General features: G+C 62.5%; 27 protein-coding genes. 2 read left to right on the top strand and 25 right to left on the bottom strand.

The genetic code is table 11. The annotated features are described in order from the left end of the window. Positions 1-285 (top strand): zincin-like metallopeptidase domain-containing protein (locus L3X40_RS11900; protein ID WP_237365862.1); only part of this gene is annotated, 285 nt, incomplete at its 5' end. A 626-nt stretch (positions 286-911) separates the two neighbouring features. Here the strand turns inward: L3X40_RS11900 and L3X40_RS11895 are convergent. The 6 genes from L3X40_RS11895 to L3X40_RS11870 form a co-directional block, all read right to left on the bottom strand. Beyond that, positions 912-1,724, bottom strand: coding sequence for a DUF2163 domain-containing protein (locus L3X40_RS11895; protein WP_237365861.1), 813 nt, complete (start codon positions 1,722-1,724; stop codon positions 912-914). 3 nt (positions 1,725-1,727) lie between these two features. Further along, on the bottom strand, positions 1,728-4,046 hold the full coding sequence (locus tag L3X40_RS11890; protein WP_237365860.1) for a DUF2460 domain-containing protein: 2,319 nt from the start codon (positions 4,044-4,046) through the stop codon (positions 1,728-1,730). Between the two features lie 96 nt (positions 4,047-4,142). Further along, on the bottom strand, positions 4,143-4,700 hold the full coding sequence (locus tag L3X40_RS11885; RefSeq protein WP_237365859.1) for a tail tape measure protein: 558 nt from the start codon (positions 4,698-4,700) through the stop codon (positions 4,143-4,145). Beyond that, positions 4,693-4,932 carry a phage tail assembly chaperone gene (locus L3X40_RS11880; RefSeq protein WP_237365858.1) on the bottom strand — a complete coding sequence of 80 codons (240 nt, stop codon included), beginning with the start codon at positions 4,930-4,932 and terminating at the stop codon, positions 4,693-4,695. The genes L3X40_RS11885 and L3X40_RS11880 overlap by 8 nt, the downstream gene beginning before the upstream one ends. 2 nt (positions 4,933-4,934) lie before the next feature. Next, the gene (locus L3X40_RS11875; RefSeq protein ID WP_237365857.1) at positions 4,935-5,243 is read right to left on the bottom strand and encodes a gene transfer agent family protein; all 309 of its coding nucleotides are present in this window, start codon (positions 5,241-5,243) and stop codon (positions 4,935-4,937) included. Further along, on the bottom strand, positions 5,240-5,647 hold the full coding sequence (locus L3X40_RS11870; RefSeq protein ID WP_237365856.1) for a phage tail tube protein: 408 nt from the start codon (positions 5,645-5,647) through the stop codon (positions 5,240-5,242). The genes L3X40_RS11875 and L3X40_RS11870 overlap by 4 nt, the downstream gene beginning before the upstream one ends. Before the next feature lie 49 nt (positions 5,648-5,696). Here L3X40_RS11870 and L3X40_RS11865 point away from each other — a divergent pair, with 49 nt between their 5' ends. Next, on the top strand, positions 5,697-6,032 hold the full coding sequence (locus tag L3X40_RS11865; RefSeq protein ID WP_237365855.1) for a hypothetical protein: 336 nt from the start codon (positions 5,697-5,699) through the stop codon (positions 6,030-6,032). A 149-nt stretch (positions 6,033-6,181) separates the two neighbouring features. Here the strand turns inward: L3X40_RS11865 and L3X40_RS11860 are convergent, their stop codons facing one another. The 19 genes from L3X40_RS11860 to L3X40_RS11770 form a co-directional block, all read right to left on the bottom strand. Next, a complete protein-coding gene (locus tag L3X40_RS11860; RefSeq protein ID WP_237365854.1) occupies positions 6,182-6,580 on the bottom strand; it encodes a DUF3168 domain-containing protein in 399 nt (132 codons plus the stop codon). Beyond that, positions 6,577-6,801 carry a hypothetical protein gene (locus L3X40_RS11855; RefSeq protein WP_237365853.1) on the bottom strand — a complete coding sequence of 75 codons (225 nt, stop codon included), beginning with the start codon at positions 6,799-6,801 and terminating at the stop codon, positions 6,577-6,579. The genes L3X40_RS11860 and L3X40_RS11855 overlap by 4 nt, the downstream gene beginning before the upstream one ends. Then, positions 6,786-7,130, bottom strand: coding sequence for a head-tail adaptor protein (locus L3X40_RS11850; protein WP_237365852.1), 345 nt, complete (start codon positions 7,128-7,130; stop codon positions 6,786-6,788). The genes L3X40_RS11855 and L3X40_RS11850 overlap by 16 nt, the downstream gene beginning before the upstream one ends. Beyond that, on the bottom strand, positions 7,127-7,657 hold the full coding sequence (locus L3X40_RS11845) for a head-tail connector protein (protein ID WP_237365851.1): 531 nt from the start codon (positions 7,655-7,657) through the stop codon (positions 7,127-7,129). The genes L3X40_RS11850 and L3X40_RS11845 overlap by 4 nt, the downstream gene beginning before the upstream one ends. A 162-nt stretch (positions 7,658-7,819) precedes the next feature. Then, entirely contained in the window at positions 7,820-8,947 is a 1,128-nt protein-coding gene (locus L3X40_RS11840; protein ID WP_237365850.1) for a phage major capsid protein, read from the bottom strand. A gap of 117 nt (positions 8,948-9,064) precedes the next feature. Then, positions 9,065-9,523, bottom strand: coding sequence for an HK97 family phage prohead protease (locus L3X40_RS11835; RefSeq protein WP_237365849.1), 459 nt, complete (start codon positions 9,521-9,523; stop codon positions 9,065-9,067). Between the two features lie 2 nt (positions 9,524-9,525). Next, positions 9,526-9,837, bottom strand: coding sequence for a DUF6127 family protein (locus L3X40_RS11830; protein ID WP_237365848.1), 312 nt, complete (start codon positions 9,835-9,837; stop codon positions 9,526-9,528). Between the two features lie 133 nt (positions 9,838-9,970). Continuing rightward, positions 9,971-11,107 carry a phage portal protein gene (locus tag L3X40_RS11825; RefSeq protein WP_237365847.1) on the bottom strand — a complete coding sequence of 379 codons (1,137 nt, stop codon included), beginning with the start codon at positions 11,105-11,107 and terminating at the stop codon, positions 9,971-9,973. Between the two features lie 108 nt (positions 11,108-11,215). Then, complete coding sequence (locus L3X40_RS11820; RefSeq protein WP_237365846.1) at positions 11,216-12,523, bottom strand: DNA-packaging protein; 1,308 nt, start codon at positions 12,521-12,523, stop codon at positions 11,216-11,218. 34 nt (positions 12,524-12,557) lie between these two features. Then, complete coding sequence (locus tag L3X40_RS11815) at positions 12,558-13,067, bottom strand: hypothetical protein (protein ID WP_237365845.1); 510 nt, start codon at positions 13,065-13,067, stop codon at positions 12,558-12,560. 161 nt (positions 13,068-13,228) lie between these two features. Continuing rightward, entirely contained in the window at positions 13,229-14,071 is an 843-nt protein-coding gene (gene fghA / locus L3X40_RS11810) for an S-formylglutathione hydrolase (protein ID WP_272907950.1), read from the bottom strand. Between the two features lie 8 nt (positions 14,072-14,079). Continuing rightward, positions 14,080-14,457: a VOC family protein gene (locus tag L3X40_RS11805; protein WP_237365844.1), complete on the bottom strand. Its 378-nt coding sequence runs from the start codon at positions 14,455-14,457 to the stop codon at positions 14,080-14,082. Between the two features lie 31 nt (positions 14,458-14,488). Beyond that, positions 14,489-15,601 (bottom strand): S-(hydroxymethyl)glutathione dehydrogenase/class III alcohol dehydrogenase, encoded by a 1,113-nt coding sequence (locus tag L3X40_RS11800; RefSeq protein ID WP_237365843.1) that lies wholly within the window; start codon positions 15,599-15,601, stop codon positions 14,489-14,491. 111 nt (positions 15,602-15,712) lie between these two features. Further along, entirely contained in the window at positions 15,713-16,387 is a 675-nt protein-coding gene (gene epsI / locus L3X40_RS11795; RefSeq protein WP_237365842.1) for an exosortase-associated protein EpsI, V-type, read from the bottom strand. Further along, positions 16,384-17,196, bottom strand: coding sequence for an exosortase V (xrtV, locus tag L3X40_RS11790; protein ID WP_237365841.1), 813 nt, complete (start codon positions 17,194-17,196; stop codon positions 16,384-16,386). The genes epsI and xrtV overlap by 4 nt, the downstream gene beginning before the upstream one ends. Before the next feature lie 62 nt (positions 17,197-17,258). Further along, the gene (locus L3X40_RS11785) at positions 17,259-17,978 is read right to left on the bottom strand and encodes a CpsD/CapB family tyrosine-protein kinase (protein WP_237365840.1); all 720 of its coding nucleotides are present in this window, start codon (positions 17,976-17,978) and stop codon (positions 17,259-17,261) included. 101 nt (positions 17,979-18,079) lie between these two features. Further along, the gene (locus L3X40_RS11780) at positions 18,080-19,441 is read right to left on the bottom strand and encodes a Wzz/FepE/Etk N-terminal domain-containing protein (protein WP_237365839.1); all 1,362 of its coding nucleotides are present in this window, start codon (positions 19,439-19,441) and stop codon (positions 18,080-18,082) included. 10 nt (positions 19,442-19,451) lie between these two features. Beyond that, entirely contained in the window at positions 19,452-20,258 is an 807-nt protein-coding gene (locus tag L3X40_RS11775; protein WP_237365838.1) for an SLBB domain-containing protein, read from the bottom strand. A gap of 10 nt (positions 20,259-20,268) precedes the next feature. After that, positions 20,269-21,486 carry an outer membrane beta-barrel protein gene (locus L3X40_RS11770; RefSeq protein WP_237365837.1) on the bottom strand — a complete coding sequence of 406 codons (1,218 nt, stop codon included), beginning with the start codon at positions 21,484-21,486 and terminating at the stop codon, positions 20,269-20,271. Positions 21,487-21,494: the final 8 nt, after the last annotated feature.

The raw sequence follows: 21,494 nt of genomic DNA, 5'->3' as shown, positions 1-21,494 counted from the left end.
GGGTTTTGGGCAGTGCTGGAGGCACCGATGGATTTCACCTTCCAACCGCCGTTTTTGGCTGGACTGTCAGGATATGTGGCAGAGCTTGGCGCGGCTTTTCTCTGCGCCGACCTGGCCTTGAGCCCCGAGCCCCGCGACGAACACGCCGCCTATCTCGGGCATTGGCTCAAAGTGTTGAAGGAAGACAAACGCGCCATCTTCAGCGCCGCCGCCCACGCGCAGCGCGCCGCCGACTATTTGCATGGTTTGCAGCCGAAGGCCGAAGAAGTGAAGGAAGCCGCATGAACAGAAGCCGGAGGAACCCTCCGGCTTTGCCGAGCCGCCGTCATGCGTGACGGCGGCTATTCCTTATCCCGCCCGACCCACCCCTGAGTCGACGGCGCGGCCTTTGGGGCCGCGCCGGAAAGCCCGCCAGCGGGCAGAGATAAAAAGGAGGCTTTCAGCCCTGATACTCGAAACCGCGCTCGCGCTTCGGCGGCACGTCCTTATGGCCGCTGCACAGAGAGCAGGAGCACGGGCGGCAATGCGTCGAGGCATTGCGCCCGACCGCGCGCGGGGAATGCTCCGGCACGGATAGCCCGCGCGACCACAGCCCCATGATCCGGCGCGCCCGCGCCTTCATGCGTTCTTCGTCCTGTCTGCGCCTTGCCCGCATGGTGTCCGTCCTATCGTTTCCTCTTTCTCTCGCGCCCGTCGCTCATGCCGCACCGACGCGAGTCGCGGCAACTGCATTGCGGCGACTCGGCAATTCGGCCAATATGGACTCAAGAAAATGATCTATTTGGGCAGAATCTCCTGCACAGTTCCTGCACAGGTGAAACCAGCTTAATTTCTTGATTGTTTATCAATATATTAGAAATCTACCCTTCTCCTTCAGGGGAGAGGGTCGGGGAGAGGGGATATGGGCTTCCTCACCCACCCGGATAGCGCGTCAGCAGGTCATTCCCCGGCAAATGCGGTTCACCTCGAAAGTTGACGGCATTGCCGAACCGCGCCGAACAGGTGTCCAGCCGCTTGTCGCAACCCTGCGTCAATTCCACCAGCGCCCCGGCCGCCACAGCAAAGGGCGGCGCATCGGTCAGGGTTATGTGTGTTGCATCGGACCCAGCCACCATTTGCGACACCCCTGCATTGGCGCCATCCAGCCACCGCAAGCCGCCAAAGCCATAGGCCCCCGCCGCCAGACCCCCGCCCTCCACCAGCACGCTCTCGCCATCGACCGATGCAACCCGCGCGCGCACCCGACGCTTCGACAGGTCGATGCGGCAATCCCGATCACCCAGCGCGGCCCGACAATCGGGCGACGTCTCTGGTGCAACCGGCCCGTCCAGCAACGCCACCGGTCCCCGTAATTCAGCGGCAAAACTATCCCCAGAGCGCTCCACCGCGCCCAGTTCGCCCCGCGCCAATTCCAGCCACATCTCCCCCGGCGCACTCCAGTCGGTCAGGTACAACCGCAATGCCGCTCCATCCCATCGCCCCGCCGCCAGATCCGCTTCGCAAATCGCGTCAGCGGTCAGTGCGCCCTTCACGTCCATGCTATCGACGTCCAGCCCCGCCCCGACACTGACCGCCGATGGCAGCATCCCGGGTGCGGCCCGATAGGCAAAGCCGCCCACGACCAGATCGCGGTCATGCGACGTCAGCCCCAGACTCACCCCGTCCCGCCTGTCCAGCCGCCAGCAAAAGGCCAGCGCCACCAGTTCCGCATTCAAGGCCTCCATCGCTCACCCCTCCCGAATTTCGACCAGCGGCACCGACGGCGCTTCCCCCGCCGCGAAGGTCGCCCGGCTTACCTCCAGACTGTCCTGCGCAAAGCGCACCGGCACATCGAACCTGAACCCGGCTCTCAGGGTAGCGTCCGCCGCTGGCCCCGTGTCAAAAGCAATTACGCCCTTGCCAAGATGCGACCATCCGCTTGCGGCAACGCCATCGACTGCGACCGAAATGCTGCCCGCTACCGGCCGCGTGATACGCCGCTGCTGCGCCTCCTCATCCTCGCCATAATATTTGCAAAGCTGGAACTGGCTGGTCGCGCCATCACCAATGCCCAGGCGCTGATCCAGCATGATCGGCGCCCTGTCCAGATCGCAACTGCGGTCATCGAGCGGGTCGGTAAAACGAAACCCCTTGGCCGCCCCACGCCGCGCCCGGAAAAAGGCGATCAGCAACGCCATATCCGCCTCTGACCGCACGCCGGGCCCTGCATCATAGCGCATGCGCGCATCGGCCCAGTCGCTGCTGCGCTGTTCATGCCCTCCCTGGCTTTCAACAATCTGCGTGGAAAAGGCCGGGGCAACGCTTGCCTCACGCCCCAGCGCCAGCGGAAACAGCACATCGTCAAACGCGTCCACGTCGCTCTCCTCCGAAATCCGAAAATAGGTAAAGCCGTCCCGGCACATCTGCGGCAATGCCCAGATAAAGACCCCCGCCGTGCCGCGCACCCGCGCCGCATCCGCCGCTTCGGCGATCCGCGCCCATTGCATGCTGTCCTCGGCATTCAGCACAAAGCCCGAAAAATAATGCTGCTCGTCAATGGGGTAGCCAAGCCGCGCGGTCATCGCCGCCACCGCCCCACCCGTCAGGGCAGAGCGCCCCTCCGTCACCCAGTCATAATCTTCCAGTTGCAGCACATCGAACGCCGGCGCGGCCCAGCCCTCCGGCACGTTGGCCCGCTGTGCCTCAGGCGCCAGCGGGTCAAGGACCGTGGGCAGGTAGACCAGCAGATGCGTCACCGCTCCGGGCGCTTCCACCCGCGCAGCCGCCGCCAGCGCCGCCGTCGATGTGGCCAGCAGCACGCCCGCCGCATCAAGCAAGTCCTTCTGCGCCAGATTCAGCGGCGCCCGGATGTCGGGAATCGACACAGGCACGCCGCCAAAGGCCGCCTTCGCCGCATCGTCATACAGGCAGATACGGCCATCGCTCATGATCCACCACCACGGCTCGCCCACCTGAAACTTGACGGTCAGCCCCGCATCCCGCGCAATCGCCACAAAGGCTCGCCCGACCTGCTGCAAATAGCTCATTGCACCCGCATGTGCCGGTGACAGCAGCGTCGAAGGCGGATCCCAACCGGTCAGCGCCGGATCGCCATTCTCCGCCCGCTGTCTCCAGTCGTTCCAGCAATGCTCATTGAGCAGTTCATAGGATAGCGACAGGATCAAACCATATCCCAACGCCTTTGCCCGCGCCGCAAAATCCGCGTGCCAGGCGGCGCATGGTCCATTCAGCACGCCCCCGGCCAGACTGATATACAGCCCGCCATAAAGCGGTTCGAGCCGGAAATAATGGCTCATCCCGACATAATGATTAATGTCCCCACGGTAGCCGAGCGCCAAAATGCTGCGCAGCACGCGCTCAGGCGTCTGGTTGTACGCATCGTCATAGCCGGTCGCCATGCACAGCCCATGTTCGGGCACCATGACATCGCCCCGCTCCATCACCGACCCCGACCCGTCGCATACCATTTTCGTCAGCTCCGCCCATCCCTGGGCCGGTGCAGACAGAAACGCATCGCTGGTGTCATAATCGGGCGGCACCAGCGAAATGAACATGCGGTCCACATCGCCCGCCCAAACGGGATCGGCCTCCCCCGGCAACAGAAACCCGCCGTCCATATCGCCAAAGTCCAGCGCAATCACCGCATCCTCGGGCGATCCATCGGCATAATTCCACAACCGCACATACCAACTGCGCGCCGTGCCTGTCGCATCGCGCCCCTCGATGGTCAGCGTCGGCCCATTCAACGCGTTGAGCGTCTTCACCCCGGAACTGCGCCACCGGAACTTCAGCGTACACCTTCGGAAATCCCGGTTCGTCTCATAGGCCAGCAGGGGATGATCCCACTGGTCCTCACTCTCCCATATCAACCCCGCCAGATCGTCCTTGCGATAGAAAACCGCATCGACCCGCAACGCATCCGCCGCGCTCGTCACCACTGACGCCACCATTGGACGCGGGAAATTGACGGTCCACAGGCTCGGGCAGAAACGCTTCACAAATCCGCTCTCCCGCCCCTTGCGGTCAGCGGCCAGCCAATATGTCATATTCAACCTTTCCCTCCCCCCGCCGGGGGGAGGATACATAGACTTGGCAGACTGCTGCCTAGTCGGAGTTGGAGAGGGGGACGTCCTTGGTGGAAGCTACTCCCCCAAAGCCCGCCGCACCGCCCGCGCCACCTGCCGCGAACTTTTCGCCAAAGCCTCTGGTGCACCCGTCTGCCCGGCATTGACGTTCACCGTCACCCGCACGTCACGGACGGACGAAGCGCCGCCTGCCATCACCTGCCCACTTGTCGTCGGCACAAACAGTTCCGGGCCGCGCTCACCGACCATATAGGCCTGTCCCGGCGACACCGGCCCGCCCGTCGCCCGTCCCGGCAAGCCGAGCGCCGCCGTCAATATCCCGGTCGCACCCGACAGTAATCCGCCACCGCCACCAGCGATGCTTCCGATCCCGCTACTGATCGCCGACCGCGCAATTTCCGCCATCGCGCTCACCGCCACCCGCCGCAAATCCTCAAAGCCGAGCTTGCCCGTCCGCACCGCCCGGCTCAGCGCCCCTTCGATCACACCGCCCGCCCGCTCCGCACCATCGGCCAGCGGCCCGTCCAGTGTGCCGCGCATTACCGCCACATCGCGCGCAAAAGTCTGCGTATCGGCCCGCACGGACACGACCAGCCGCTCAATTTCCTCATCCATCGGGAAACATCTCCATAAGGTTTGCCAAATCGACAGTATCGGGCGGCACATCGCCCGCCTGCACCCGCTCCATTTCTGCAAATATCCCATGCAGTTCGACCGGCGTCGCCGCCCAGAATTCAGCGGGCCGCCAACCGAACATCAACGTGGAAATGGCGGAAAGGCGAGTGGCCGAAACAACAAAAAGCCCCTCCCCTTCAGGGGAGGGGTTGGGGTGGGGCAGTAAAGCCACCCTCACCGCCCCATCAAAATCTGCCGCAGCACGACCCGCAGCAAAGGCGTAACCTCTGCCAGCCCCATGCCCACCACCGCTTCACCCACGCTTTCCCGCGTCACAGCTTCGGGCCGCGCGTCAATGACGTGCCAGAACAGCACCGCCATTTCCGACAGCTTCATTGCCCCCGCCGCCGCCCGCTCCACCAGCGCAAACAGCGGCCCAAGCTCCTCCTCTGCCGCTACCAGTGCTGCAAAGCTCGGGCGCAGCACGTAGTGCTCTCCCGCCACCCGCAGGGCAGCCTCCCCCCGCGCCGCATTGGCTATCATTCGCTCACCACGGCGCCGGAACTTTCCAGGCTCATCGTGTAACTGCGCTCGCCATTATAATCCCCGGCATAATCGAGCCGCGCCACCAGAAACCGCCCGCGCATCCGCTCGCCGCTTTCAAAGCTCAATTCGTAATCATCAATGACGCCGCCCAGCGCATTGTTGCGAATGCGAACCTCGGCGGCCGATCCGGTAAACACGCCCGCACCAGCCACGCTCACCGACCGCAATCCCGCGCCCGATAACAACTCACGCCACCCGCCGCTGTCCTTGCTGGTGACATTCACCGCCTCACCATTGACGCCCAGTTGCGTCGTGCGCAAACCGGCCACGGTCGCATAGACGATCGGGTTCGCCCCATCGCCGACTTTCAACAGGAAAGCACTTCCCTTTTCCGCGCTCATCAGGCATTCTCCTTTAGCTAAAAACAATAGGTTGAGAGGGTTTGTTGCAATGCTTCTGCCTCTACTGAGCTTCCTCGCTGTGGCCGCTGCCCAGCCCGCCGACATGATGGTAAAAACGCGCGACGATTATGCGACCTGCCTGCGCAAGTTCGTGGCCGCCAGCCTCGACAAGAAAATGGACCCGATCGCTTTCGACAAAGTGCTGCAACCTGCCTGCGAAAAGCAGGAGGCAACCTTCCGCGCCGCCGTAATCGCGGCTGACAAGGCCGACAAAATGTCCGACGCCGATGCACAGGAAGACGCACAGTTCCAGGTCGAGGACTATCTCGACAAGTTTCAGAATAGCTATCGGGACTATCTGGAAACGAACACCCGTCCGGGCTGATCTGGTACGACCATAGCCTTGGGCTCGTCATCCCAGCGAAGGCTGGGATCCATCTCTTCATCCGCAAGCGTCGGTTTTGAAGGGATAGAGACATGGATCCCAGCCTTCGCTGGGATGACGAACGACGATCGGCGCTTTGCCCCCTGCCCCTACTCTTCCATCACCCGCACCCGATACTCAACCAGCCCCGCCCACGGCCCATCGGCATCCCGCACCACACGGGATCGCAAAAATCGCAGGTTGACCATTCGCCAACCGTCAAGGCCGACCGGCATCTCCTCAATCGCCGCCTCTACGTCCCGCATCACGCCATGCAGCCGCGAAGCCCGCGCTCCATCGTCCCACACAGTGATAGCCAGCCTGATTTCCCGCCCGCGCCCGCTCTTGTGGCTCCAATCCACACAGGGGCTTTCCGCCATCGCCACATAGGGAAAACAGGCATCAGGCGGCGGCCCGTCAAATACGCCACTCACCGCGCTGGCCAGCGGCGCATGACCATTCATCGCCGCCACTGCCGCTGCCTGCACCGCCATCACTGCCGCGCTCATCCGCCATCCCCTTGCCCCAGAAACCCAACCGTCCGCAGCCGTGCATCGTGCAGCATCCGCCGCAGCAAATTGCGGCCCGACAGGACCAGCCCATCCTCGCCAACATCAACCGAAACGTCCGGCGGCAAATCATCCGCAACCCGCTCGGCCAAATGCGCCACCACCTGCTCGCGCCGTACCGCCGCCAGCCTCTCGGCACGGGCGGTCAACCGTTCGAACATGCCTCTTCCTCACACCGCAACACCACCACATCGCCGACGCGCGGATCATCTTCCACGAACCGCACACGCAACACCCGCGCGCCCCAAAGCAACCGGCAATCAAGGCCCAGCCCGTCACGCCGCCGTACCGTCACCACCCAGCGCCGTTCCCCGCGACGCGCATCGTCACCCTGCACCGCTCCACCCCGATCGGGCGTCACCGCAGCCCACAACTCCGCCTCCGCATTCCAGCTTGCATCACTACCGCCCAGCGCGTCGCGCACATCCTGCCGCCGCTCCAGCGTCACCCGTTCGACCAGCCTTCCCGCAACCTCGCGCTGCACCATCATCCGATCCTCATCCGCCGCCAGGGTTGCCACAGCGCACTGACCGCAGCGGGCGGCGCGCCGCCATCGCCATCACGCTGCGCAAACATATGCGCGGCCAGCCGTACCGCGCCCTGCCGGATCGCATCGGGAAGGCTCGCCCAGTCCGCCGCCATCCCGGCCATATGCGTCACATCAATCCGCCCCGCCGCGCCCGGCTCGATCAACCGCACCCAGCCGTCACCATTGCCGTCAATATCCACGGCGTAACGTTCAACCGGCAACAGGAAACCCGCGCCATCCGCCGGTATCCCCATGACGCTCGTGATCGCGCTGACCGGGGTCATCGTCAGCCTTTGCCATTCGCGCGAAGCGGGCAATCGCTGCACCTCTTCCCGCACGATCAGCGCCCGCCCGGTGAAACCCTCTCCATGACCGATGGCGCTGCGTATCAGCGCATCGACAATGGCGTCCTCATTCTCAGTCTCCAGCCGCAACCAGGCCTTCACCTCCGCGCGCGCGCCGTCCAGCGCCGCATCCCCAATCGGCATGCCGCTTCCCCCCGTTCAAAGATGTTGATGGATTCGCCCCAGTTTCCCTCGTCATCCCCGCGAAAGCGGGGATCCATCTCCCGCCACCTTCAATTGCCCAAGGCCGAAGGAGATGGATTCCCGTCTGCACGGGAATGACGAAGAAAATTCAGTTATGCGCCCTTAGCTCGCAGCAAACTTCATCAGTTTACTCGCCTCGCTGTTCGCCACGGCCCCGCCAATGCGCTTGACCGCATAGAAGTGCACGAACGGCTTGTTGGTGAATGGGTCACGCAAGATGCTGGTCGCGGACCGCTCGGCAATCACATAACCAGCCCTGAAATTGCCAAAGGCAATCGACAGACTGTCGGCGGCGACATCGGGCATATCCTCTGCCTCCACCACCGGATAACCGAGCAGGCTGTCCGGCTGACCCGCCACCAGACCCGGTTGCCACAGGAACGCCCCGTCGCTCGTCTTGAACTTGCGAATGCGCGCCAACGTCGCCGAATTCATCACGAACGCCGCTCCCTGCCGGTATGGCGCCCGCAACGACTGCACCAGATCGATCAGCCTGTCCTGCGGATTGGACGCGGCAAAGGCCCCTGCCGCACCCGACGCCACATATTGCAACGACCCGAACGCCCGCACGGCATCCGCCTCATTCGTCACCGTGCCGGTTAAAAAGCCCTTGGGCTGATTGGTCCCGGTACCATTGACGAACGCCGCCCCTTCGGCCTGCGCGAACTCCATGGCGATTTCACTGGCAAGCCAGCCCTCGACATCGAACTGCGCATCGTCGAGCATTGCCTGAGAAGCCGCCGGATTGGCGAACAACTCACCCGATGGCGGCACGATTTCATGGAATGTCGGCGTCCCCGTCTCGGCCCGTGCCCCCGTTTCGCTGGCCCAACCAGAAGGCGCACCCCCGCTCGTCACCAGCTTGCGATATCCCGCCGATCCGGTCTGCACCACATTGGCAATGGCGCGGATGGGCGAAATGCCCTTCAATGCCGCATCGATCACCGCGTCGATCTCGCGCGGCACCGCATAGCCGCCCTCGCCCCCGCTCGCCCCGGAAAAGCTTTTCAGCTCCACTCCGGCTTCCAGTCCCTTGCGCAGATAACGATCGACAAACGCCGCTCGCTGCGGATCGTCCGCCAACGCCTTCACCCCATCAAGCGCAGGCCTCTGCGCCGCAACCACCTGCCCTTTCAGCGCCGCCATATCGGCTTCCAGCGTTGCAATCTTCTCCGCCTGAAGAACCGCATCAAAGCTGTCTTCCAGACCGTCCGCCTTCACTTCATACATAAACGTCTCCCGCACACACAAAAAACCCTCGCCCCAGCGGGGAGAGGGATACGAAGCCTTGGCAACGTGTTGCCCAGGCGCAGTTGGGTGAGGGGGCAGCGCCCCCTCGATAACGCTCTACCCCTCCACCGCATGCACCCGCGCCAGCGGCTGCATCGGAAAAGTCACCAGACTCACCTCCACCAGATCCAGCGCCCGCAATTCCCGTGGCCGCCCATCGCCCGCCTCCCGCACGCGATAGCCAAAGGACAGGCCATCCAGCGCCCCGTCCTTCAGCATCGCCGCCGCCTCCCGTCCCGCCGCCGTCCGTCCCGACAATCGCCCGATCACCCGCAACCCCCGTGCGTCCTCGCTTACATGCTCGATCACGCCGATCGGCTTGTCCGGCGCATGCTGCCACAACAAGGGCACAGCCTTTCCCATCACCCCGACAAAGGCCCCCCGCCGCACCACATCGCCGCCCCTATCCACCCGGTCGAACACCGCAGCATAGCCAGCGAACCGCACACTCCCCTCCCGCTTGCGGGAGGGGCTGGGGGAGGGCCTGCCATCGCTCAAGGCTTTTTCGTCACCCATCCTCACCCCCTAACCATGGCAAATACCCCAACCTTGACCGCCACCGCCATCAGCACCAGCGCCAACACCCCGCGCACGATCCACCCGACCACAGCGTTGCGCGCCGCCGTCTTCGCATCGCGCCATGCGCCGAGCAGCTCGCGCAACTCCCGCACATCCTTTTCCGCCCCCGCATCAGCTAACCCCAGCCGCGCCAGGGCGCGCCCCGCCCCCAACTCGCTCGCCTCTTCAACAAGGGCGCGGATCATCACCAGATCCGCGCCCTCACCCTCCGCCTGCCCCACCAGCCGGATCAGCATGTCACTATCGTTCATGGGAAACTCCACACAAAAAGCCCTCGCCCCGGAAGGGGAGAGGGATGCGAAGACTTGGCGGCTATGCCGCCTAGTCATAGCTGGGTGAGGGGGGAGCGCTTCCAACGGAAGCGTGCGGCATAAAGCCGCCTCCTCACCCCACGCCCAGAATCGCCCGCTTCTCATCCCGCGTCAGAAAATCCGCAGCACTCACCCGGTCCCACAGGCTCCCACGCTCCTCCGCCAAAGCCGAAACCCTGTTCAGATCCACCGACAGCCTGACCCCCGGCATCCACGCACCAAGCCCCTGCCCAATCCCGCCCAATATCTTCTCGGACAGCGGCAAAATCGTCTGCCGCCACAGCGCCTTGTTCGCCTCCCGATAATTGGCGTAAGCATTGTCGCCGGGCAGCCCCATCAGCATCGGCGGCACCCCGAATGCCAATGCAATCTCCCGCGCCGCCGCTGCCTTCAAACCCACGAAGTCCATGTCGGCGGGCGTCAAACTCATCGCCTGCCACTTCAGGCCGCCCTCCAGCAACATGGGCCGCCCCGCATTGGCCGCGCCCGCAAACGCCGCCTCCATCTCCGCCTTCAACCGGTCATACTGCTCCCCTGACAAAGCCGCCCCCGCCTCACCCGGATCATAAACCAAAGCCCCCGAAGGCCGCGCCGCATTGTCCAGCAACGCCTTGTTCCACACCGTCGCCGCATTATGGATCGCCACCGCGCCAGCCGCAGCCCCCACGCAGCCCAGCCCGTAATGATCGTCCAGCGGATGCAGATTCTTGATATGAATAACCGCCGTGCGCCCCGCCGCATCCTCGCTGACCAGCCGCATCACAGTATCGCCAACGCGGTACAGATAGGCCATTGGCCACCCTCGCGCATCGGCCTCCACACTCACCCGTTCGGGGCGCAGTGCGAACAATTCGGCCACCGCTCCATCCGCCCCCAATGCAACCTGCACATAGGCATTGCCATGCAACAGCAAATGCACTGCCAACGTTTCGACCAGCCCCTGCCCCGCCGACCGCGCACCGATCAACGCCAGCGCCCGCTCCCGGTCCGCCTGCGCACCCGCCTCTGCCAGTAAAGCTGCGCCACCCACCGCCTCGCTCACCAGCCGAACCGCCCGCTGCGCCACCGGATTACCCAGCACCGCCGCCTTCACCTGCCCCTCATAACTGGCCGGCCACTCCCCCAAAGGCGCACCCAGCCACCCAAACCACCCACGCGACAAAACCGGCCGCTGAGACGCCTCAGCGGCCTTCTTTCCGAACAATTTCATGTAATGCTCCCTATCTTCCTCCCCCCGGCGGGGGGAGGATATGGAGACTTGGCCGAAGGCCTAGTCGTAATTGGAGAGGGGGTTCCCACCCTACAGATAACGCACAGGCTACATCCCCCGCACCCGCACCTCACCACGCACACCCAGCATCAATTCCGTCATCGCCCACACCAGTGCGTCCGCGCGATCCGGCGACCGGCCCGGCCCCTCATAAGCGCCACCAACCAGCAATCCGCACATCTCGTCCTCCAGCTCGGGAAACGCGCCGCAATGGAACGCCCGCCCGGCCTCGTACAGCGCCGCCACCGGCTCGGCCCGCGCCACTTTCCCCCGCGATGCATGGACCAGCCGCAGCGGCAGCGTCAGGTCGGCGGCGCGCAGCACGCTTTCCACCATCGCCCCGCCATTATTCGCCTCTGCCACCGCCCGGTCGGCATTGTGGACCATCGCCGCCTGCGCCACGGCCCGCGCCCACCCTTCCGGCCCCACGCCCGACACCGTGGCGTCGGCCATCACATACGCCCGCCCATCCGTACCCAGCGCCACCGCGACGATCCCGCATGCATCCCCATGGGCAGAGGCCGGCGGATCGACCGCGACGACCATGCGCGCCACCTGCGGCGCCATCCGCACCCGTTGCCGCTCCAGCAAGTCCCGCCGCCATAACGCACCGTCCAATTCCTCGATCAGTTCCCCGTCCAGTTCCTGCCGCCCCAATCGCGTACCTTTATAATTCGCCTCCATCGCGGCCAGAAAAGTACCTGGCAGGTTTCCCATATTCTCAACCGTGCGCCCGCGCGTCACGATCACCCCATCTTTGCGCACCAGCCGCCGGATCAACGGCACCGGTCGCGGTGTAGTCGTCGCAACGATGCGCGGCTGTGACCCCAATCGCATCCCCATCATCAAATTGTCCCAGGCGTCGTTTCCACCGGGCCATTTGGCGATTTCATCGGCCCAGCCATGGCTATGCTGCGGCCCGCGCAGACTTTCACCCTCCGCCGCGCCATACAGCATCGCCTGTGCGCCCGATCGCCACACCAACCGCCGCAACGAAGGCGCATAGATCGGCCGCTCGCCCTCCGGCGCGATGGCCAGCAAACCGCTCTCTCCCTCCACCATGACGGACCGCGCTTCATGCAGGCTCGCTCCGACCAATGCGATCCGTGCCGCACCGTCCGTTTCAGCAATCGAACGCACCCATTCGGCACCCGCCCGCGTCTTTCCGAACCCGCGCCCAGCCATCATCAGCCAGACCCGCCAATCGCCCCGCGGCGGTAACTGGCTCGCGCGCCCCCAGAAATTCCACTCATGCCTCAATCCCGGCAGGTGACGCGGATCAAGCTCGCTTAAAATCTGCTGAATCTCGACATCGGACAAACAGGACAATGCCTCCGCAACCGACGACGCCGTCATCCGCCGCCGCCTTCGCCCGTCCGGGTCTTGATCGTCAACAACCTCGCCTTGATCTCGGCAAGGGCCAGCGCCCCATCAGGGGCATCGCGCCCCTTCGACAGACGATATTCAGCGACCTTATCCAGATGCTGCGCCAATAGCTGCAAGCCCAGGCGATTGTCGTAACTATGCACGCGCTTGACGACCTCCTCGCCCGTCCCGCCCTCTTGGGCCGATATTCCGTCACATCCTGCCCGAACCGCGCCCGCCGCAGCATCTCCATTTCCAACGCGGCAAAGCCGTGCTCCAGCGCCGTCATCCAGGCATCATGAAAGGCCCGGTCGCGCTCACGCAGCGCGTACATGGTGCTCGAACTTTTCCCGATTTCCCGGCAAGCGGCACTGACATTGGATGTCTGTTCCAGCACCTCCAGAAACATCGCCTTCTGCTTTTGGGTGCATGCCCCTTTTCGCGCCACCTGCTTCTGCGGCTTGCCCTCGCGGCCACCGGCATAGCAGCGCGCCAGCACCAGCTCGTCTGTTCCATCCTTCTTTCGCCCGGCCATGTCCCCACTCCATCCCGCAAACACAGCGCACAGCAAAAAGGCCCGACCATCCAGTCGAGCCTCTCAGCCGCACCACCTCTGCGACTCACAATTCTTCAGCGTGTTACTTATGTACCGAAACAGCGTGACGCTGTCAAGGTATTTTTACCTATATGGTTATATTATCCAAGGCGCTCGCCATGCCAGCGCAAATGGTCTTCCATAAAGGTGGAGATGAAATAATAGCTATGGTCATATCCCGGCTGCATCCGCAGCGTCAGGGGAATCCCGGCTTTCTGGCACGCTTCTACCAGCAAGTGCGGCTTCAACTGCTCTTCAAGAAAATTGTCCGCACCGCCCTGATCGACCAATATGTCCCGCACGCGCGCGCCATCCTCGATCAAGGCACAGGCATCATAATCCCGCCACGCCGCCTTGTCCGGCCCGACATATCCCGTCAGCGCCTTCTCGCCCCAAGGGCAGTTGAGCGGCGAAACGATCGGCGAAAATGCCGAAACGCTTTTGTACTGATCGGGATTCTTGAGGGCGATGGTCAATGCCCCATGGCCGCCCATCGAATGGCCGAAAATCGACTGGCGCGCCATGTCGGCAGGGAAATTCTCCGCTATGGCGGCGGGCAGCTCCTGCGTCACATACGCCAGCATCCGGTAATTCTTCGCAAACGGCTCTACAGTCGCATTGACATAAAAGCCCGCGCCTAGCCCGAAATCATAGGCACCTTCTGGATCGTCAGGGACGCCTTCTCCCCGCGGAGACGTGTCCGGACACACGACGATCATACCCAATTCCGCCGCAACACGCCGATATTCGCCCTTTTCCATCACATTTGCATGGGTGCAGGTCAGGCCTGACAGATACCACACCACCGGCAGTATCGTGCCCTCCGCATGGGGCGGCACGAAAACTGCAAAGGTCATGTCCGTGCCGGTTTCTTGCGAGGCGTGCTTGTACACGCCCTGCACGCCGCCAAAGCTCTTGTTGCTGGAAAGGGTTTCAATCATCATGCCACAACTTACTCCGACAGTTGGCAAAAAGCGCAGAGCTTGTTGCCATCAGGATCACGTAAATAAGCACCATAAGCCTTGCCCGGAGCCTGTGGACGAAGTCCCGGCACACCCTCGCAAGTACCGCCATGGACAAGACCAGCGGCATGGAAGGCATCGACCGCTTCCTTGCCGGGCGCGGCAAAGCCGATTGTACCGCCGTTGGCAAAGCATGCGGCATCGCCGTTAATCGGCTTTCCAACCCCGAATGCACCGCCATTGGCTTGGTAAAACACTCGCTCTCCGGCATCAAAGCCCGCCGGGATGGCGAGCGCCCCCAACACCGCATCATAGAATTTCTTGGCTTTGGCGACATCATTGGCGCCGACCATGACGTGCGTGAACATATTTTCTCTCTCCTGAAATGGACGTAGTTAGTCAGTACAGCACGACGCTACGAATACTCTCCCCCGCATGCATCAGATCAAACGCCTTGTTGATGTCATCCAATGGCATGGTATGCGTGATCAGATCGTCGATATTGATCTTTCCATCCATATACATGTCGACAATCTTGGGCACATCCGTGCGCCCACGCGCGCCGCCAAAGGCCGAACCCTTCCATACGCGCCCGGTGACGAGCTGGAACGGCCGGGTGGAGATTTCCTTGCCCGCTTCGGCAACGCCAATGATGACGCTTTCGCCCCAGCCGCGGTGGCAACATTCCAGTGCCTGCCGCATCACGTCGGTATTGCCGGTGCAATCGAAACTATAATCTGCGCCGCCATCGGTCGCATCGACCACTGCCGCCACAACCTTGTCAAAGCCGACTTCCTTGGGATTGATGAAATGCGTCATGCCGAACTTTTCGGCCATCGCCTTTTTGGCGGGATTCACATCCACGCCGATGATCTTGTTCGCACCGACCAGCCGCGCACCCTGAATGACGTTCAGACCGATGCCGCCAAGTCCAAAGACGACAACATTGCTGCCCGGCTCCACGCCAGCGGTCCAGATCACCGCTCCTACGCCCGTGGTCACGCCGCACCCAATGTAGCAAACCTTGTCGAACGGCGCATCTTCGCGGATTTTCGCCACCGCTATTTCGGGCATGACGGTAAAATTCGAAAAGGTCGAACAGCCCATATAGTGAAACAGCGTCTCGCCGCCCATTGAAAACCGGCTGGTCCCGTCCGGCATCAGGCCCTGCCCCTGCGTCGATCGAATCGACGTGCACAGGTTCGACTTCTGTGACAGGCAGGTTTTGCATTCCCGGCATTCGGGCGTGTAGAGCGGGATCACATGGTCGCCGACCTTCACCGACGTAACACCTGGCCCCACCTCGCGCACGATGCCCGCGCCTTCATGCCCCAGGATCGACGAGAAAATTCCTTCGCTGTCCTTGCCCTCCAGTGTATAGGCATCGGTATGACAGACGCCCGTCGCCATGATTTCGACCAGCACCTCCCCGGCCTTCGGCCCCGACAGATCGACCTCGTGAATCTCAAGCGGTTTGTTGGGCGCAACAGCAATGGCGGCTCTGGTCTTCATCGGTCGTCTCCTGAAACTCGGTCGGCTTCTTACTAGCGACCGTGATCGAGGCTTCCAATAGAATATTCGGTGTTTTGATAGCCTGTATCTATCGATAATCGAGTAAGCGCATCAATGGCCCCTGCCCACCAGCGCCGCCATATGCCCGTCAGGAACGGCATTCAGCAATCCCCCCGCAAAATCCGACAATCTTGTAAAGCTGCCGCTTTCGTCCCCCAACACCGAAAAACGGGCAAGCAGTCCATCGGGAATATAGCCCGCCATGGCCGTGCGCAGCTTGTCGATCCGCTGTTCCCGGCTGTTGACCGGCAGGCTGTCCCCCACGCGTGTCCAGTACAGGATGGATTCGGTCCGCGCCGGTCCCACCGCAATCAGTTCGCGGACCGGCACTGATCCACCCCGATAGGCCACCCGCGCCACCGCACTATGGCGGATTTCATAACCAAAAGCGGGGTAGCAGGTTTCGGGCCGATGCAATTGCAACAGGTCGCTTTGCGTATTGCCGTAAGCCATCAGGACCATGACCGCTTCACCCGTTCGCTCATGCGAATAGATGCGCGTCAAAGTGTCGGAATAAAGCTGATCGGCAAGCGTGCCCTCCGTTTTCGGCTGGATCAGGCTGTCCGAAGGACTGGATGACCATGCGGCAAATCGTTCCGGCACAATATCGGCCAGCTTGGCCCCATTGATTCGATCTATCGTCCCTCGGGGTGTCAACCGCCACGCCAGCCCAGCGGCGGCAAGGCCTGCCATGCCCACCAGCATATCCCGCCGGGTGCCGGTCACAATCGCCGCTCCCGCAAACCCAACAGCCTGCCCAAGCCCGCATCGATCCCGAATATCAGAGCAAGCGACAAGGCGAACAGCAGAAATCCCGGCGCGAAATGCAGAAACCCCTGCACGACCGAATCCCCGAAATAATAGGTCAAAAGCACCAGCATGCTGATCCGCACGATATTGGCCAACACCGCCACTGGCACGATCAGGCCGGTGAGCAGCAACGAATAACGCCAGCCCGTCTCTCGCAACACATAGATGTAGAACAGACTGATAGACGTCAGCCCGACCAGACTGTTCAGCCCCGAACAGGCGTCCTCCACCAGCAATTGATATTGCGAGATATAAAGCGTCACCCCTTCCCGATAGACGGGGAATCCCAGTGCGCGCATGAAATCGCTCGATGCCGCCGACACGAACGCTTTCAGGGGCGCGGTCAGACTATCCATGGCCCAGCCGGGCGGCTGAACCAGAAACGCCATATACACAAGAAGGAACCAGTGCCGACACATCGCCGCGCCGCCAAAACGGCCATAGAACAACACGCACAAGGCCCCGAACAATGCGCCAGCCTCGATGAACAGAAAATCATAGGCGCGCCCGAAAATATAAAAGGGCAACATGCCAAGAAAGGCCGCCACCGTCAGGGCGCTATTGCCGGGTCGCCGCATCTCCATCAATTCCGGCCAGCGCCGCCAGAACAGCCAAAGCCCGGTCGCCAGCACGATCGGCCCATGCGCGCCTGCCTCTGTCGACCATGCAAGCCGCGCCAGTGAAACCAGCGTCGGTAAAACCAGCGCCGCCAATCCAAAAAGCATGAACCATCCGCTTCCCGGACGCGCCATGCGCCATGGCCCTGATGCGGCGATTTGCGCCACGATCAATATGCGTTCAGCACGGCGCCGATGACACGCGCCCCGGTCGCCCCGATTTGCGCGGTCAATGTGTCCACATCCTGCACAAAGCTGACATGCTTGCGCAACACGATCAGGCCATAGCCTGCCACTGCGGTAATCCGCAGCGCATCGGCATAGCGGTTGGCGGGCGGTGTATCGACAATGCAGACATCGAAATCGCGGATGCACATGTCCATCAACGGCTGGAACCGCGGACCCGATAATTTCTCCAACGCATCTGTGGCAGGCCCGCCCGAATAGATGACGGACAGGTTGGTAATGACATCATTCTGAACCGCATCGGCAAAGCTTGCTCCCTGCAACGACAGGCATTGGTCAAGGCCGCTCACCGGCTGACCCGGCACGATGAATTGATGGATGGCGGGGCAGCGCAAATTGGTGTCGATCAGCAATGTCCTCACCCCTGCCCGTGCGAAGGCGAAAGCCAGATTGGCCGCCATGAAGCTGGTGCCCACGCCTTCACCTGGTCCGCAAACCGCAATCGCCCGCCGTCCCCGCTTCAAGTGCCGCTCCATCAATTGCGTTCGCAACGACCGCAACGCCTCGGCACGCGGTCCATCGCCGTCCGCAGCGAGGATAATGCCCTTCGACAGATGAAATTGCGGCTGGACGCCCGGCTCGGGAGGATTCTCCAATAATCCGGGGGCGTCACTTCCACCGTCCATGATGGCTTGATCGTCCATATTCATTCCAATCCGGTCAGCGCCATCCAGGGTCAGGGCGTCTGCTTGACTCAGTTCCGTTCGTGTCGAGCGAAATCGAGACACCTTGCGCAAACGTTCCATCACCTGACAGTCCCATATCGTGGCAGCAGAAATTCCCGCACCCGTCCTATCAGTCCCTGCTGTATGCCATCGTCCGGCCCCGGCATCACGGCGAGCAACGGCATATCGAACCCATTGATGACATCGCCTTCGCTGCGCACCTTTCGGCCCAGCAATTCCAGCAACAGTCCCGACAATGCGCCAATGACAATGCCAAATATCCCCGCGCCCAACAGGATCAGCGGCTTGTTGGGAAAATAGGGGGCAGACGGCGTGACTGCATTGCCCAACGTCGTCAGGCCGCTCTGCCCCGCCTCGGCCTCTTGCCGTAATTCACCAACTCGTTCGTTGATCTTGCCCAGTTGAGCCCGTTGCAGGTCAACGCCATCCTTCAGCTTGCGTAGCGTTCCCAACTGGTCGCGCTGACCAATCACCTTTGATCGCTGTTCCGCCACTTCCCGGCGGATGGTCGCGGCGCCCGCCCCCGCCGCTCGGGCCGCTGCGGCATTGACCGCGCTGGCGGCGGCCCTGTCACGTGCGACCTGCGCCTCGATGATCTGGCGCTGTTCGCGCAACGCCTGCATCTGGGGATGACTGGGGCCCAGCCGCTCGCGCGCCTGCGCAATGGCTGCATCGACCTGCGCCAGTTGCGCGACCGCTGCCGAAGAAACCGGCATGACCGGCGACAAAGCTGGAATAACCGGCGCGCTCGCCCCGGCCAGCGCGGCCAGACGTATGCTGTCGATGTCGCTATTATCGTCCTGCAACACGATGTCGTGCTTCTTTTCGAACGCCGCCTTGGCCTTTTCCGCTTGTTCCAGTTTCGCCTGAATGTCCTGGGCCTGACGCTCGAACCAGTTGGCGTTGCGCTGCGCCTCCTCACGCCGGTCGGCAAGGCTGGAATCGATATAGGCCTCCCGCAACGCATCAGCGACGATCCCTGCGATTTGCGCATTGGTCGAACGGTAGGAAATCTCCAATATATTGGTGCCGGGCACCAGATCGGCATTGGTTCGCGCTATGATTGAATCCGCCAGCCAGCGACGAAAGTCTGTGCGTTGCTCTGGCGGCAGTCTGGCAAATTGCGCCTGTAGCACGGGATCGCCACCCATGCCCAACCTGTCCACCACCTGCCCCGCAACCCGATAATCCCGGATCAGTTCGCTTTGCGTCTTGGTATAGGTGCGCGCGAAACTGGATGAAATGACTTCGCCCGTCACCGGATCGGGCTTGATGAAATTCAGCATGACCCGCGATGTCGCTTCATAACGCGGCGGCAACAGGAACGCGACAAACAGCGCGCTCGTCAACGCACCTGCCAGCGTCACGAAAACAAAGGCCCGACGCGCCCATAATATGGCGAAGAATTGCTGGATACTCATGTCGTGCCTCTCAGAAATACCGTTCGCCCACGACGACCACGTCTTCGGGCGTGACCGCGCTTTCCAGTCCCGCACCCTTGACCTCCGCCCCATTGCGGAAAATCTTCACACGTCTTTCGGTGCCAAGCTGGGTCAGCCCGCCACCGCGCGCTAGCGCCTGCCGCACGGTCATCCCGCTCACGACGCGATAAACGCCGGGCGCATTGACCTGTCCATAAATGAAGAATTGCTCCGCCTCGGGAACATAGATCTTGTCACCGGGCGCGACCTGCGGATCGGTGCTCTCGCCGCCGGTAGCCAGCGTGGTGAGGTCCAGCACCATTTCTGCGCCAGTTTCGCGCCGCAGCTTCACATGATCTGCGCCATCGGCCCGCGTGCCGCCAACACGCGCCAGTATCTCCGACAGGCGATAATCCCGGTCCACCGGCACCAGCCCCGGATTGGCGACAGCGCCCAACACCGTCACATAGCGGCTGGCATAGGACACAATATCGACGATGACCTGCGGCTTTACATAATAGCCGCCACTCGCCAGCCGCCGCGCGATTTCCCGGCTGAGAGCAAGCGATGTCTTGTCCGCTGCCGACACACTTTCAACATAGGGAAGCTGCACCCTGCCGTCAGCCTGCACCTTCACCCGCGTTCGATAGTCGGGCACGCCGACCAGCGAGACTTCAATGACATCATCAACGCCAATGACATAACCGCTGTCGGTTACGCCGGTAGCCGCCAGGGGATCATTATCCTGCGCTGCCAACGGCATGCCCACCGCCGATAGCCCAAGGATCACACCCCATATCCATCGATAAAATCGCATCAACTGCCCCTCACATCCCGTAATTCACGGACAGCCCCACGCGCAGGCCGTCATAATCGAACAGATCGATCGCGGCGTTGCGGCGCTGATAATCGGCGTCCAGTCGCACATTTATCCGCCGGTTCATCGCATAGGAAAAGCCGCCGCCTGCCGCATAATTCCGGTCCGTCTGCGGCGGGGTCAGCCCGGTGATCGCGGGCGTCGCCGCGAAATGCCGGGACCGCCACGACGCGCGCAGATCAGCCCCGATCAGGGGGCTGACAACATAGTGCATGCCCAGCTTCACCTCGTCCTGCCGGTAATAGCTGACATCCAGCCGGTTGGACGCCTCGACCGTTCGCGCCGCCGCCAATGTGAAACTGGCTCGTCCCCCCGGCATGAAGCGAATATCCGCGCCATAGCTTGCACCCTTGAAAGATCGCACGCTTGCCAGGTCGGGATCGACAATGACATATCCCGCCGAAATGCTGCCCTGCAATTTTGTGCCGATCCGCCGCTCCAACTGCACGGTGGCGGCAATATTGCGAATGCCGTCTGTCACCAGCCTCGCACCGGTATCAAATTGCCTGTTGGGATATCGGGAATCCGTCAGGCTTGCGAATAGCGACAACCTGCCAATCGACGGCTGCGCATAGGCCATTCCTGCGGAAACCGTGAAGCTGTTCAGATCCGACCGCCGCCGCACCGCAAGCCGGTTGCGCGATCGCGTCCAGGAAGCCGACGCCACCGGCGAAAAGCCTATCGCGCGTTTGCAGCGCAGCGTCCCGCTGGCTCCAGTCACCTCTTCGACATTGCCGACCGTGTTGGAAAAATCATCCTCAACATCGCTCAGCCGCCGCCTGTAGCTGACGCCCGGATCAATGGTGCACCCCGCCATATGCAAACGCACGCCACCGGCAACAGCGATCCGCTCGCTTTCCAGCCGCTTGTTGCGCGTGTGAAATTCATATCCTGCCTGCGCATCCAGGAAAAAACCGTGCTGGTCGAACGGCAGGACCAGCGCTGCGCTGACCGAAGGCCGGAACTCCCCCTCTTCCTGCACCAGCCCGCGCGCCGCAGCCTGTGCCTTTCCCGACCGCGCAGCATTGCTGTCATAGGTCGCGGTCCCGCTCAACTGCACGTCCAAAGACCGTTCCTCCTGCGCCAGCACGGGCGGCACTATTCCACATATCATGGCGACGATGCCCAGCCGCGAAGCGCGCAGGCATCCCTGGCCCGAAATCGCCATTCAAAAAT

It is taken from the genome of Rhizorhapis sp. SPR117, from assembly GCF_021742065.1.
The sequence above is the reverse complement of the archived record's forward strand: the minus strand, read 5'-3'. Positions and strand labels throughout refer to the sequence as shown.

Coding starts and splice junctions, on each gene's coding strand:
- L3X40_RS11895 (WP_237365861.1), bottom strand. CDS start 1,724: ATGGAGGCCTTGAATGCGGAACTGGTGGCGCTGGCCTTTTGCTGGCGG.
- L3X40_RS11890 (WP_237365860.1), bottom strand. CDS start 4,046: ATGACATATTGGCTGGCCGCTGACCGCAAGGGGCGGGAGAGCGGATTT.
- L3X40_RS11885 (WP_237365859.1), bottom strand. CDS start 4,700: ATGGATGAGGAAATTGAGCGGCTGGTCGTGTCCGTGCGGGCCGATACG.
- L3X40_RS11875 (WP_237365857.1), bottom strand. CDS start 5,243: ATGATAGCCAATGCGGCGCGGGGGGAGGCTGCCCTGCGGGTGGCGGGA.
- L3X40_RS11870 (WP_237365856.1), bottom strand. CDS start 5,647: ATGAGCGCGGAAAAGGGAAGTGCTTTCCTGTTGAAAGTCGGCGATGGG.
- L3X40_RS11865 (WP_237365855.1), top strand. CDS start 5,697: ATGCTTCTGCCTCTACTGAGCTTCCTCGCTGTGGCCGCTGCCCAGCCC.
- L3X40_RS11860 (WP_237365854.1), bottom strand. CDS start 6,580: ATGAGCGCGGCAGTGATGGCGGTGCAGGCAGCGGCAGTGGCGGCGATG.
- L3X40_RS11855 (WP_237365853.1), bottom strand. CDS start 6,801: ATGTTCGAACGGTTGACCGCCCGTGCCGAGAGGCTGGCGGCGGTACGG.
- L3X40_RS11850 (WP_237365852.1), bottom strand. CDS start 7,130: ATGATGGTGCAGCGCGAGGTTGCGGGAAGGCTGGTCGAACGGGTGACG.
- L3X40_RS11845 (WP_237365851.1), bottom strand. CDS start 7,657: ATGCCGATTGGGGATGCGGCGCTGGACGGCGCGCGCGCGGAGGTGAAG.
- L3X40_RS11840 (WP_237365850.1), bottom strand. CDS start 8,947: ATGTATGAAGTGAAGGCGGACGGTCTGGAAGACAGCTTTGATGCGGTT.
- L3X40_RS11835 (WP_237365849.1), bottom strand. CDS start 9,523: ATGGGTGACGAAAAAGCCTTGAGCGATGGCAGGCCCTCCCCCAGCCCC.
- L3X40_RS11830 (WP_237365848.1), bottom strand. CDS start 9,837: ATGAACGATAGTGACATGCTGATCCGGCTGGTGGGGCAGGCGGAGGGT.
- L3X40_RS11825 (WP_237365847.1), bottom strand. CDS start 11,107: ATGAAATTGTTCGGAAAGAAGGCCGCTGAGGCGTCTCAGCGGCCGGTT.
- L3X40_RS11820 (WP_237365846.1), bottom strand. CDS start 12,523: ATGACGGCGTCGTCGGTTGCGGAGGCATTGTCCTGTTTGTCCGATGTC.
- L3X40_RS11815 (WP_237365845.1), bottom strand. CDS start 13,067: ATGGCCGGGCGAAAGAAGGATGGAACAGACGAGCTGGTGCTGGCGCGC.
- fghA (WP_272907950.1), bottom strand. CDS start 14,071: ATGATGATTGAAACCCTTTCCAGCAACAAGAGCTTTGGCGGCGTGCAG.
- L3X40_RS11805 (WP_237365844.1), bottom strand. CDS start 14,457: ATGTTCACGCACGTCATGGTCGGCGCCAATGATGTCGCCAAAGCCAAG.
- L3X40_RS11800 (WP_237365843.1), bottom strand. CDS start 15,601: ATGAAGACCAGAGCCGCCATTGCTGTTGCGCCCAACAAACCGCTTGAG.
- xrtV (WP_237365841.1), bottom strand. CDS start 17,196: ATGCTTTTTGGATTGGCGGCGCTGGTTTTACCGACGCTGGTTTCACTG.
- L3X40_RS11785 (WP_237365840.1), bottom strand. CDS start 17,978: ATGGACGATCAAGCCATCATGGACGGTGGAAGTGACGCCCCCGGATTA.
- L3X40_RS11780 (WP_237365839.1), bottom strand. CDS start 19,441: ATGAGTATCCAGCAATTCTTCGCCATATTATGGGCGCGTCGGGCCTTT.
- L3X40_RS11775 (WP_237365838.1), bottom strand. CDS start 20,258: ATGCGATTTTATCGATGGATATGGGGTGTGATCCTTGGGCTATCGGCG.
- L3X40_RS11770 (WP_237365837.1), bottom strand. CDS start 21,486: ATGGCGATTTCGGGCCAGGGATGCCTGCGCGCTTCGCGGCTGGGCATC.